8 protein-coding genes and 1 pseudogene are annotated in these 12,861 nt (G+C 70.6%); 2 read left to right on the top strand and 7 right to left on the bottom strand.

Translation table 11 applies throughout. From position 1 onward, the window contains the following. Window positions 1–68: 68 nt before the first annotated feature. The 4 genes from A3IC_RS63090 to A3IC_RS0135430 all read right to left on the bottom strand — a co-directional run bounded on the left by A3IC_RS63090 (window position 69) and on the right by A3IC_RS0135430 (window position 4,554). Window positions 69–905: a phosphotransferase gene (locus A3IC_RS63090; RefSeq protein WP_020554824.1), complete on the bottom strand. Its 837-nt coding sequence runs from the start codon at window positions 903–905 to the stop codon at window positions 69–71. 2 nt (window positions 906–907) lie between these two features. After that, a complete protein-coding gene (locus A3IC_RS0135420; protein WP_020554825.1) occupies window positions 908–1,885 on the bottom strand; it encodes an MvdC/MvdD family ATP grasp protein in 978 nt (325 codons plus the stop codon). Continuing rightward, window positions 1,878–2,069, bottom strand: a complete 192-nt coding sequence (locus A3IC_RS0135425; RefSeq protein ID WP_079026884.1) for a hypothetical protein — start codon at window positions 2,067–2,069, stop codon at window positions 1,878–1,880. Before A3IC_RS0135425 ends, A3IC_RS0135420 begins: the two co-directional genes overlap by 8 nt. A gap of 277 nt (window positions 2,070–2,346) precedes the next feature. Further along, window positions 2,347–4,554 (bottom strand): MMPL family transporter, encoded by a 2,208-nt coding sequence (locus tag A3IC_RS0135430; protein ID WP_040877689.1) that lies wholly within the window; start codon window positions 4,552–4,554, stop codon window positions 2,347–2,349. A gap of 344 nt (window positions 4,555–4,898) precedes the next feature. On the opposite strand from A3IC_RS0135430, the gene A3IC_RS58400 reads away from it, so the two are divergent. Continuing rightward, complete coding sequence (locus A3IC_RS58400) at window positions 4,899–5,696, top strand: rhomboid-like protein (protein ID WP_191864181.1); 798 nt, start codon at window positions 4,899–4,901, stop codon at window positions 5,694–5,696. Between the two features lie 160 nt (window positions 5,697–5,856). On the opposite strand, the pseudogene A3IC_RS65625 reads toward A3IC_RS58400, so the two are convergent. After that, a pseudogene (locus A3IC_RS65625) lies at window positions 5,857–6,096 on the bottom strand (NAD-dependent epimerase/dehydratase family protein); the annotation flags it as partial. Window positions 6,097–6,258: 162 nt separating this feature from the next. On the opposite strand from A3IC_RS65625, the gene glgX reads away from it, so the two are divergent. Beyond that, a complete protein-coding gene (gene glgX / locus A3IC_RS0135445; protein ID WP_020554829.1) occupies window positions 6,259–8,376 on the top strand; it encodes a glycogen debranching protein GlgX in 2,118 nt (705 codons plus the stop codon). Between the two features lie 66 nt (window positions 8,377–8,442). Here the strand turns inward: glgX and A3IC_RS0135450 are convergent, their stop codons facing one another. Both A3IC_RS0135450 and A3IC_RS0135455 read right to left on the bottom strand, forming a co-directional pair. Next, window positions 8,443–10,455 (bottom strand): phosphocholine-specific phospholipase C, encoded by a 2,013-nt coding sequence (locus A3IC_RS0135450; RefSeq protein ID WP_020554830.1) that lies wholly within the window; start codon window positions 10,453–10,455, stop codon window positions 8,443–8,445. 38 nt (window positions 10,456–10,493) lie between these two features. Further along, on the bottom strand, window positions 10,494–11,930 hold the full coding sequence (locus A3IC_RS0135455) for an endonuclease/exonuclease/phosphatase family protein (RefSeq protein WP_020554831.1): 1,437 nt from the start codon (window positions 11,928–11,930) through the stop codon (window positions 10,494–10,496). Window positions 11,931–12,861: the final 931 nt, after the last annotated feature.

Below are 12,861 nucleotides of genomic sequence, written 5' to 3' on the forward strand. Positions count from 1 at the left end.
CCGCGACGCGGCGGCGGGCGCCCGTCGCGTGTTTCACGGCGGCGAACACCGGGCGTGCGGCGTGCCGTTCAACACGGATACGGCGACGCCGGGCGCACCACGGCCCGGCCCGCCGGGTCCAGTGACATCGCCGCCTCCAGGAGCGCCTCCAGGTCGGGATCCGGCCACGGGCGCACCACGGCCAGCGGGGGCCGATGCCGGCCGGTGGCGATGTCCTCCAGGATGTCGGCGGCACCGATTCGCCCTCCGATCGCCCGATCGGTGGCCGGCGCGCGGCCGGTCCACGCCGCCCGGAACGAGGCGCCCAGGCTGTACACCTCCGCGGCGTCGGTGAGGCACACGTGGTGTCCGGGCCCGGTGTCCAGGAGTTGCCGGGCGATCTCGGGGGCCGTGGTCAGGTCCATTCCGCCCCGATAGGGAACCGGCAGCGGAAGCAGATCCGGGTGCTGGGTCAGATCGTGGTCGATGAACTCGATGCCGCCGCCCGGGGTGACCAGGATGTTCATCGGCTGGATGTCCCCGTGGTGCCAACCCACCGCGTGCAGCCGCGCCAGCGCCGCGAACGCCCGCCGGGCCAACGCGGGCAACCGGTCCGCGAGAGAGGGACCGGTGCGGCGTACCGACTCGCACCAGCGCCACAGGGTCTTCCCCGGACGCCATTCGACCGCCGTCCACACGCCGTCGCCGACGTGCCCGTGTGCGCCGCCGACCGGATACAGGCCCTGTTCGCGCAGGATGGTCAACGCGCGGGCCTCGTGGTGCAGCGAGGCGACCTCGGCCGGCCTCTCGGCGGTCTTGATCCGCCACCCTCCGGCCCGCCAGGCGTGGGTGTGATGCGAGGTCAGCGGGCGGGGCCGGTCGGCGATGCCGAGGGTCTCCAACGCGGCGGCGAGCAGCGGATCCATTCTCACATTCTGGCGGACGCGCAGGACACGACGGCCCTGCGCCGGGCCGGGCCCTCGGACAGGACCCGGGCGAGCCGCGCCGAGATCGGCAGGCCGGTCGCACTCTCGATCCAGCCGAACTCGCCCACGCAGTTGGTCTCCAGGTAGGTCCAGCCGGCCGAGGTGACCACGAAGTCCAGCGCGGCGTAGACCAACCCGAGGTCGCGCACGTGCTCGACGCACGCCCTCGCGATCTCCGCCGGCGGGTCGATCGCCCGGTACTCGGCCGTCTCCTGCGGAACGGCCCGCCAGTCGAGCGCACCGTCCGTCCTGATCGCGGCGGCGAACACCCGATCGTCCACGACGGTCACCCGCGCGTCGAACAGTCGGTCCTCGACCAGGGCTTGCAGGTAGTGCAGGGTGCCGGCGATGCCCGTCAGGTCGTCCGAGAGGTGGATGCGCGTGGTCGGGATGAAGGTGGTGTGCCGCTGGGTGAGCGCCTTGACCACGGCCTTGTCCCGGTGTGCGGCGATGAACGCGCGGGCCGCATGCGGATCGCTGGTGAACAGCGTGTCGGGCACCGCGAAACCGTTGCGCGCGGCGGCCGCCAATTGGGTGGGTTTGTGCAGCGAGGCGGCCACGACGGTGGGGTCGTCGATCCACACCTTCAGCGGGTGCGCGCGCAACAGGCCCAGCAGGGCTGTGGTGTTCTCGTCCGCACGCCAGCGTTCCTCGGCGGCGGCCAGTGCGTCCGGCCGGGTGGGCTTGCGCCAGTAGACCGCACAGCGCTCGTCCAGGGTCACCGTCGCCCGCCCCGAGGTCAGTACGGTGTGCCAGCGCCCACCGGCGAACCGGCCGGTGACCAGCGGGCGTTCGCGCAGTCGGCCCGGGTCCAGCCGAAGCAGGGCCACGGGGCCGCCGAGGAGGTGCGCCGCCACCATGTCGGCGGTCAGGTCCTCCTCGGTGGCCACGATCACGACGCTCGCGTCGTGATCAGTCATCCTTCTTGTATCCCCTGGGCTCCTGCGTTCCGGTGTAGGTGCCCGAGTCGACCGCGTGGATCAGCAGCTTGCCGCCCGGGGTGACATTGACGCACAGATCGGGATCGTAGTGATGGCGGGGCAGTGCGGGCGCGCCTCGGGTGGGGACGGGGGCCCTGCGGCCGAGAATCAAGGGACCGGGCATGACCTCTCCTGACTGTGGGTGTCCGACGAACCCGAAACGGTGCGTCATCTTCATCAACGCCCGGATGGTGCCCATCAGTTGCACCTGCTTGGCAAAAAGAGCCGACGACCGCGTCCGGGCGGCCCCGAGGCACTGTCCGACAGGATGGCCGGAATGCGGCCCTTGCGGTGTGGCGCCACACCTTCGGCTGCCCTCCGCGCCGGCCGGCATCGTTCGCCGAACGCATCGGGACGCTCGTGCTCCGGGCCGGGCAACGCCGGGGTCGCAGGCCGCGCGTTCAGTGCGGTCCCGCTCCGCCGCGGGCAGCGGGTATGCCGCCGCTCAGGCGTTCCTCCAGGCGTTTGCCCTCGATGTCCGGGTCGGGGACGTACTTGGCGAACCACTGGGGGTGGTACCACAGCTTGGCCCGAACGATCGCCATCGTCGCCGGAACCAGGGTCAACCGGACCACGAAGGCGTCCAGGAAGACACCGACCGCGAAACCGAACCCGATCGCCTTGATGGTCGGGTCGTCGGTGAACATGAACGCCACGAAGATCGCGAACATGATCAGCGCCGCCGCCGTCACCACGCGCGCGGACAGCCCGGTGCCGCGCGCGACCGCACCGCGCGCATCGCCGGTATCGGTGAAGTCCTCCTTGATCCGGGAGACGACGAACACCTCGTAGTCGCTGGACAGTCCGAAGATGATCGCGAGCATCAGGATCGGCAGAAAGCTGATCGTCTCGGTCGGGGTGATGTCGAAGATGTCCTCGCCCCAGCCCCATTGGAACATCGCGACCTCGGCCCCGAACGCCGCCGCGATCGACAGCAGGAAACCGATGATCGACTTGATCGGCACCAGGATGGTTCGGAAAGCGAAGGTGAGCAGCACGAACGCCAACCCCACCACCACGAGCAGGAACTCAGGAAGCGCGGCTAAGAGTTTGGCGGACACGTCGATGTTGGACGCGGTGCTGCCGCCGACCAGGATCGGCGCGCCTACGCCCGCCTCGATCGCCGCACGGTTGTCGCGGATCTGGTGCACCAGGTCGGCCGTGGTTTCGGAGTTCGGCCCGGTCGTGGGAATCACCCGGACCACGGCCACCTGATCGTTCACGGCGAGCGGACCCGCCGCCGCCACGTCCGGCTGCTGCTTCAGCGCGGCCACCAGGTTCTGCAAGCCGGTCTGGTTCACCGGCCCGTCGGCGACCACCAGGAGGGGTCCGTTGAACCCGGGCCCGAAACTCGCGGCGGTCAGGTCGTACGCCTTGCGTTGGGTGGAGGACTCGGGCTGGGAGGCACTGCTGGGCAGGCCCAGTTCCATGCTCGTCGCCGGGATCGCCAGCACGAGCAACAGGCCGACGCCGAGGATCAGTGCCGGGATCCGAAAGCGCACCACGAAACGCGCCCAGGCCGCGCCGAAGGTCCGGGCCGGTTCGATCGCGACGATCCGGGCGACCTCCTCGTGGTGCCCGGGCCGCAGCCGCGTGTCGATGAACGAGGCGACTTTGGTACCGGCGAAGCCCAGGATCGCGGGCAACAGGGTGAGCGCGATCAACAACGCGACCGCCACCGCCGCCGCGGCGCACAGCCCCATCAGGGTCAGGAAGGGGATGCCCACGACGGCCAGCCCGCACAGGGCGATGATCACGGTGAGCCCGGCGAAGACCACCGAGCTGCCGGCGGTGCCCAGGGCCAGGGCCACGGACTCCTCCACGGCCATGCCAGCGATCAGATTGTTGCGGTGCCTGAACAGGATGAAGAGCCCGTAGTCGATGCCGCAGGACAACCCGAGCATGAGCGCCACCGTCGTGGACGCCGACGCGATGTTCACCACCGACGCGAGCGCGGTCACGCCCATCAGGGCGATCACCACGCCGATGATCGCGTTGACGATCGGCACACCGGCGGCCACGATCGCACCGAACGTGATCAGCAGGATGATCAGCGCGATCGCCAGGCCGATCACCTCCGGCAGCTCGGAGGGAGTGATCCGCCAGCCCGGGTACACACTGCCCGAGTACTCGACCTGGACCCCGGCCTGCCGGGCCGGCACCACCGCGTCCGCGAGCTTGTCCAAGGTGGCGTCCTCGACGTCCGCCGGCTGCGCGGTGTACTGCACCCAGCCGAGCGCCACGTGCCCGTCGGGCGACACGCCCTGATCGGTGAACGGGTCGGATACGGAGGCCACTTGCGGCACGGCACGCAACTGCGCGATGGCCGCCTCGATACCGGCCCGAGGACCCTGGTCGGTGACCTTGACCGTGCCCTTCCCGGCGAACACCACCTGCGTCTGACCGCCGCCGAGCGCGGGCAGCTTGTCGTTCAGCAGGTCCGTCGTACGCTGCGCCTCGGTCCCGGGAATCGTGAAGGTGTCATTGGTCTTGCCCCCACTCACCATGGCAAGGACGACAGCTCCCGCCGCGACGGCAAGCCAAACCGCCAACACGAGGCGCCGATGCCGAAATGCCCAGCGCCCCAGCCGGAACAAATAGGTGGACAAGCCGCCTCCCTCCACACCGACCGACGGACCACGGCCCCTTCACCGCTCGCCACACGACGCCCACAGCTGCACTAAATCACCACAATCCAGCCAATTTTGCCCGCCCTGTCGCACAAACCTCGCAACGACGCGCCGACGAACCCGAAAGCCCCCGGGCCGACCGAAAGGAGCCCGCTTTCCGGGCTGCGATCGCGCCCCACAACGCCCGCCCACCGCGGCTGCCGGAAAGGCCGGGGACCGTTCGGTGTCGGGCGGGCAAGGACCCGCCCGCATCGGGGCAGGCCCGGGTCGGGTGCGGTTGGCGTGATCTTCGTGGTTGTATCGGGACGAACGTCTGCCTCCCGATGGGAAGACCCTTGCGCGTGCCCAGCCCGGAGTCGACACGACGAGCCCTCGGTGCGGTCCGCGACTGGATGATCTCCGCCCCCGGTACCTACATCTGGCTGCTGATCCTTTATGTGACCACAGCCGACCTGTACGTGCGCCTGACGGCCGACGAGCGCATCGCCTTCCTCCGTCGACAGAGCACGAATCTGCACAATCTCGACACCGCGCCGCTGCGGGTGTTCGTGGCCAGCGCCGTCTGGGACCAGGGTCTGCACCTGCTCAAGTTCACGGTGATGTTCACCGTGCTGTGCGCGGTCGCCGAGCGGTGGATCGGGACTCGGCGGTGGCTGGCCGTCGCCGCGCTCGGGCACGTGGGCGCGACCTGCGTCAGCCAGGCGATCGTCCTGGCGCAGGTCCACGATGGCACTTTGGCGCGGAGTGCGCGCTTTCAGTTGGACGTCGGCCCCAGCTACGGGTACATGGCCGTCGCGGGCGTGCTCTGCTACCGGATCGCCGGCCCGGGGCGATGGCCTTATCTCGCGGGCCTGGCGCTGTACGTCGGCCTGCCGATGTTCGTGCATCGGGACTTCACCGCGACCGGACATCTCAGCGCGGTGCTGATCGGACTGTGCTGCCGCCGGTTGACGCGTGGGCGGCCGAAGTGGGACTCGGGCGCGTGGTGGCGCACGATACGTCCGCGGCTCGGGCCGCCCGGTCCCGCGCCGCAGCCGGCACAAAGCCCCCGCCCCGCCGCCGGCTCGGGAGAAGCGGCATCCACCCCGGAGGCGTCCGGCAGTTCACCGAACGGGCGATGACCCGCTCGACACGCACCCGGTGACCTCCGCACGCCCGTCACCGATCACGAGCGCCGGCCTCGCCGGAGCCCGCCCGGCCGCCTCACCGCTCCCGCACACGCCGTACGAGATCGGCGGCGGCCTCCGGCCGGCGGGCGTGCTCGAACTCGAAGCCCGCCGCGAGCAGCTCGCGCAGATTGGCCTGCGTGTAACGGCAACTGACGCTGCGACCCGCGAGGTTGATCACCACATCGCTGCCGTCGACGGCCTTCACCCGGCCCCCGCGGTCGTCCCGTCCCAGCAAAGCAATCCCGGCCGCTCCGGTCGCCTGGTCAGGATCACCACCTCGTGGCCGGCCGCCCGCAGCGCGGTCGACAATCGTGCCCACCTGCCCGGTCCCCCCGGGTATCACAACCTTCATCGAACCCCCTCGGTCCCGGGAACTACCCCAACCCAAAGAATTGAACGCGTTCAAAAATGCCGCTTCGAACGCGCACCCCGCGACCGAAGTCGCGACGAGACACGAGAGCGCCGCGCGTCGAGGGTCGAATTTGCGCCCGATATGACCGGTTAGTGTCACCTCATGCAGGCATGGAATGGCAGGTCCTATCCCCTCGGCGCCACCTTCGACGGCTCGGGCACCAACTTCGCGGTGTTCTCCGAAGTCGCCGAACGCGTCGAGGTCGCGCTGATCGGCGACGACGGCACCGAACGGCGGGTGCCGCTGCCCGAGGTGGACGGTTTCGTGTGGCACGGCTACCTGCCCGGCGTCGGACCGGGCACGCGCTACGGGTACCGCGTACACGGACCCCACGATCCCGACCGGGGACACCGCTGCAATCCCGCGAAGATCCTGATCGACCCCTACGCAAAGGCGATCGACGGCGACACCGACGGCGACCTGTCGTTGCTCGACTACCGCCCCGAGGCGCGGGACGAGCAGAACACGACGGACAACCTGGGCCACACCATGTTGTCGGTGGTGACCGACTCGACCTTCGACTGGGGCGACGACCGCAGCCCGAACCGGCCCTACCACGAGACGGTGATCTACGAGGCGCACGTCAAGGGCATGACCCGCACCCATCCCGACGTTCCCGAACACCAGCGCGGCACCTACGCCGGTCTGGCCCATCCCGCCGTGATCGAGCACCTGACCGCACTCGGCGTCACCGCGATCGAGCTGATGCCGGTGCACCAGTTCGTCCACGACGGATCGCTGCTCGACCGAGGGTTGTCGAACTACTGGGGCTACAACACCATCGGCTTCCTCGCCCCGCACAACGCCTACTGCTCCTCCGGAACCCGCGGCGAACAGGTGACCGAGTTCAAGGCGATGGTCAAGGCCCTGCACGCGGCCGGGATCGAGGTCATCCTCGACGTCGTCTACAACCACACCGCCGAGGGCAACGAGTTGGGCCCCACGCTCTCCTTCCGCGGCATCGACAACGCCTCGTACTACCGCCTGGTGGACGACGATCCGGCGCACTACTACGACACCACCGGCACCGGGAACAGCCTGCTGATGCGGCACCCCAACGTGCTCCAGCTGATCATGGACTCGCTGCGCCACTGGGTCACCGACATGCACGTCGACGGCTTCCGTTTCGATCTGGCGGCCACCCTGGCCCGGCAGTTCGAGGAGGTGGATCGGCTCTCCGCGTTCTTCGACCTGGTCCAGCAGGATCCGGTGGTCAGCCGGGTCAAGCTGATCGCCGAGCCGTGGGACCTGGGCGAGGGCGGCTACCAGGTGGGCAACTTCCCGCCCCTGTGGAGCGAGTGGAACGGCAAATTCCGGGACGGGGTTCGCGACTTCTGGCGCGGCACGGACGGCGTGCTGCCGGAGTTCGCGGCCCGCCTGACCGGTTCCTCCGACCTGTACGCGAGCGAGCACCGCAGGCCGCTGGCGGGCGTCAATTTCGTCACCGCACACGACGGCTTCACCCTGCGCGACCTGGTGTCGTACAACGACAAGCACAACGTGGCCAACGGCGAGGCGAACCGCGACGGCGCCAACGACAACCGTTCGTGGAACTCCGGCGCCGAGGGCGAGACCGACGACCCGCGCGTGCGCGCGCTGCGCGAGCGCCGACAGCGCAACCTGCTCACGACCCTGTTCGTCGCGCAAGGCGTGCCGATGCTCTCGCACGGCGACGAATTCGGCCGCACCCAGCACGGCAACAACAACGTGTACTGCCAGGACAACGAGATCGCCTGGATGGACTGGGCCCGGGCCGCCGCCGACCCGACCCGACGGGACCTCCTGGAGTTCACCCGCGGCCTGGTCCGACTCCGCGCCGAACACCCCGTGCTGCGCCGCCGGCGCTTCTTCCGCGGCGATGGCGGGGACGGCCCGGCCGACCTGCTGTGGTTCCGCCCGGACGGCGCGAGGATGACCGGCAGGGACTGGGACCGCGCCGAAGCCCGCTCCGTGGTGGTCTTCCTCAACGGGGACGCCATCTCCGAACGGGACTCCCGAGGAGGCCCGATCGTCGACGACTCGTTCCTGTTCGTGCTCAACGCCCACTACGACGGCATCGACGTACGCATCCCGGTCCTGCGTGACGACGGCGACATCTGGCACGTCGCGGTGGACACCGCCGACCCGGACGACGCCGACGAGGTCGAGATCAAGGCGGGCAGCATCCGTGCGGTCCGGGCACACAGCGCCCTGGTGCTGATCCGGCGCCGCCCGGAGTGAGCATCCGGCTCGCGGCGCCTCGCCGCCCGCGCTTTCGGGGACGAGGCACCGCGAATCGTTCGTCGATCAGTCCCGGTTCGAGGGGTGGACCGTACCGGCGTAGCGGCGGGTGAACCCGTTCGCCGCCGCGACCGTGATGTCGTAGCGGCCGTGCGCGTCGGTCGGCCACGTCACGGTATCCCGGTCCCGGGCACCGACCCACTGCTCGCGGGCCGTTCCGCCGAAGTCGTTCGGCGTGACGGTGAAGCGCGCGTCGGTGTCGCCGTCGTTGCCCAACCGCAACTCCACCCGGGCCGCGTCGGGCCGGCGCCCGCTCAGCGTGGCCCGGACCGAGGGTATGGCGACGTCACGCTGCGGGTCGCGAACCACGGTGCCGGCGAAGCGCCCGACGAAGCCGTCCGCGCCGTGCACGCTGAAGTCGTAGGCGCCGTCGGTGCCGGCGGCGTCCCACACATAGGTCGCGTGCTTGCCCGGAGCCACGGTGAACGGGGTACCCGCGAACGGGAGCGCGATGTTGGGGAACACGGTGAAGTGATAGGTCACCGTGCCCTCGTTGGCCAGCGTGCACTCCACCCGGCCGGTCCTGCGGTCGACGGTGACATCCGCCCAGGGGCGGTACGGCAGCGGCCGGTGCGGTCGGTAGCCGGGTTCCTGGGTGGGCACCTGCTGGGCGCCGGCCGCCGGGAGCTTGACGCCGGGCAGCGCCTTGGCCGCATCCGCCTTGGCGATCAGCGGGTTGGTGTCGGGCAGGACCGGGATGGTGTAGTCGGGCCGGGTGAAGTCGAAGCAGGAGGTGAGGTCACCGCAGACCGCGCGACGCCACGCGGAGATGTTGGGTTCGTTCACCCCGGTCACCGTCTCCAGGAAGCGCAGTACCGAAGTGTGATCGGCCACCTGGGAGTTGACATGCCCGCCGCGGCTCCAGGGCGAGGCGATCCACAGCGGTACGCGCGAGCCGAGGCCGATCGGCCGTCCTCCGACGAACTCCTCGGGGGTGCCCGGCTCGGGCATCGGCGGCACCACGTGGTCGAAGTAGCCGTCGTTCTCGTCGTACATCAGCAGGAACACGGTGTGCTTCCACACCTCGGGGTTGGCGAACATCGATTGCAGCGCTGTGTTCACCCAGTGCGCACCGTAGTTGGGCCCGGCGTCCGGGTGCTCGCAGAACAGATAGGGCGCGACCAGCCAGGAGACGGTGGGCAGCGTGCCGTCCTTGCAGTGCGCGTCGAACGCGGTCAGGTCCCACTTGGTCATCGCGTTGATGTAACGCGGGTCGTCCTTGGGGAAGTTGTGGAACTGCTTGAAGTAGGACAGACCGTTGTCGTCGTAGTCGCCGTAGCGGTCGTCCTTGCTCGGGTTGTGGTAGACGCGCCAGCTCACCCCGGCGGCGGACAGCCGCTCGGCGTAGGTGGTCCAGTCGGCGACCGGATTGTCGGTGACGGGGGTGTTGTCGATCCACGGACCGGTGGTGCCGTCCCGGCCGGGTCCGGCGGTGCCCGACCACAGGTAGAGCCGGTTCGGGTCGGTGGGGCCGTTGAGTGAGGTGAAGTAGGCGTCGCACACGGTGAACGCGTCGGCGAGGGCGTACTGGTACGGGATGTCCTCGCGGGTGAAGTAGCCCATCGAGCGTTCACCCTTGGCCGCGACCCAGCGGTTCTGCGCGCCGTTGTTGACCGCGGTGTGGCCGGTGCTCCAGTCGTGCGGGAGGCCGCCGGCGTTCTGCGCGTTGTACTTGGTGGAGTCCATCCGATACGGCAACAGGTAGCCGCCGTCGGTGCGGCCGGGGTGCGGCTGGCGGAACACGTCGTCGCCGCCCGGCAGCACCAGGCCCTGGCGATCGGCGAAGCCGCGCACACCCGCGAGGGTGCCGAAGTAGTGGTCGAAGCTGCGGTTCTCCTGCATCAGGATCACCACGTGCCGAACGTCCTTGACGCTGCCGGGGTTCGGCCGGCGTGCGGCGTCCGCGGCGGGGTCCGGTGTCGGGTCCGCGTGGGCGGGGGTCGCGGTGAGGCCCACCGCGCCGGCCGCGCCGACGGCGGCGGAGGCGCCCACGAAGGAGCGGCGGCTGAACTCGGTCATGACGAACCGACCTTTCGAGGAGGGGAGGTGACGGGCAGTCAGGCGCGCAGCGTGAAGGTGGCGACGGCGGCGGCGTGGTCGCTGGGCCAGCCGTTCCCGGCGGTGCCCGGGATCGGCTTGGGCCAGCCGGTGACCAGGCTGTGCGCCTCCTCGGCGGACAGCGGGCCGGCGGTGTGCAGCGCGTCGATGCGGTCCTGCGGCTGGGAGGGGTCCACCGGCGACCAGGTGTTGCCGGGCTCACGGGCCGGGTCGTGGTGCCGGTCGCGGAACACGTCGGCCAGTCGGGCCTGTTCGAGCAGTTGGGTGACTGGCCAGCGCACCGGTCCGGACGTCCCGTGGGCGCCGGCGGTGCGGGCGGTCCAGTCCAGGTGCGAAGGCGAGGCGAGGGCGCCCGCGAGCAGCACCGGGGTGTCCCGAGCCGCGCGCAGGTCCGGCTCCATCGCCGCGACCAGCGTCCGAGCCTGGCCGTAGCGCAGGCTCGCCCGTTCGGCCGCCTCGGCCTGCGCGGGCGTACGGCCTCGGCGAATCCCGGTCGGCCCGTAGTCCCCCTCGTCCAGGCGCGCGGTCCACACTCGGACGGCGCGCACCCCGGGAGCCCGCACGGTGGCCGCGACCGCAGGCAGCTCGGCGCTCGCGGGGCGCGGATCGGTGAGCGGATGCCGGCTGATCAGCGCGAGCCCGGCCGGGTCCTCGTACACCGCCCAACCCAGCGCCTCGGCCACCGACTTGCCCAGGACACCGCCGGTGTCCTGCAACGCCAGCACATCCAGATCCTGGGACAGCGCGAGCCGCAACAACTTGGTCACCGCGCCGTCCACGTGCTTGCCCGCGTCCCAGGCGTCGAGGCCGGCGACCTTGAGTTTGGCGCTTCGCGCGTTGCGCCGGACCGGTACCTGCACCGTGAGCTGCGAGGTGGCACCGGTCGCGCCGTCTCGGCCCTCGACCACGAGTACGCCCGGTCGGCGCGCGCCGCCGCGCGGGGCCTTGGCGGTGACGACGCCGTCGGCACCGACGCCGAGCCAACCGTCACCGCCTCGGGCACGGAAGGTGACGCCCTGGCCGGACTGTTGCCCGTTCGACGCGGTCCACAGGCCGGCCAGGCGCACGATCGAGGTCTCCCCCGGGGCGACGGCCGCGCCGGTGACGGTGTCCACCGCGAAACGGGGCCGGGGCGGCACCGGCCGCACCGCGAAAGTGAACGGCGCGGTCTGCGCGAGGATCGCGTAACCGTCCTTGGCCAACAGGTAGGCGGTGTAGGGCCCATCCGTGAGCCCCTGCGTCTCGATGGTCACCTCACCCTCGGCGGCGGTGACGTACTTCCAGGCCAACGACCCCCCGTCACCCGGCTGCCGAGCCCCGTCGTACACCCCCACCCAGTTCTTCGCATGCGGCACATCGGTGGCGAACCGAAAGGTCAGCTGATCACCTTCCTTGGGCACGGTGGGACGCAGAAGAGTGAGCGAACTCCCCGACATATGGTCGATTCCTTTCCGAAACGGGGGCGGCATCGCAGGTATCGGCGATGCCGCGGACAGGGGTATGCGGCCCCCGAGGCGGGAGCCGAGTCGCAAAGCCTGCGACTGCGAGGTGAGTCAGCCGGCGCACGTCGCGGTCGCCGGGCTCGCGCTTCCGACGCACGGGCGCGGGCGCGCGGGGGCATCGGAACGTGTGCGTGAGCGCGCGGTCGTGGCCGTGTGGATGCGTGGGCGTGAGCGGTTGGCCGCGTGGGCTTGGGCACTTGAGCGGTCGGCCGGGTCGGTTCGGGCGCTTGGCCGCGCGGGCGCCCGGACTCGTGGCAGCGTGGCGGCGAGCGGGGTGTGGCCGAGGTGTTCGGCACCCGCGAGGGCCGCGCCCGGCTGCTCGACGTGGAGGCGGACTCGGGACCTGGGGTCATGACCGGCGGCGGGGCCGACGGCGATCGGGGTGCTGCGGCCACGGGAGGTGGGCACGGAAATGCTCCAGGCGGAAGTCGAGTTGTCTGTACAACTCGGCTCAGTAGGCCGGCATCCGATGTCCGGAGCGTGAACACACGCGCACCGCCGGGCAAGCTTCACGGGAAGAGCCGGCGCATCCGACAGCGGCCAGGCCACTCACCATCACCCTCGACGGCGAGACCACGGCCGAGGGCCTGACAATGACGAACCCGACGACCCGAGCGAGCAGTCGACGCCCGCGTTGCCGACCGGCCACGACGGACATACGCGAGGCAACCCGGACCGATATCCGGGATCCGGGTGGCCGACAACCGTCGGACCGCCGCCCCGGAACGGTCGGCGGGCCGAGCCCGGAAGGCCAACGTGCACCGCTCCCGCCGACGGCGCCGCCGAAAGCCTCGCCACCCGGGTGCGAGGCCGGCCCCCGCCCGCCACGCGGAAGTCGCGAACCGGCACACAGGGCGACGAACCC

The sequence above is a fragment of the Embleya scabrispora DSM 41855 genome, from assembly GCF_000372745.1.
GTDB classification, from domain to species: Bacteria; Actinomycetota; Actinomycetes; order Streptomycetales; family Streptomycetaceae; genus Embleya; species Embleya scabrispora.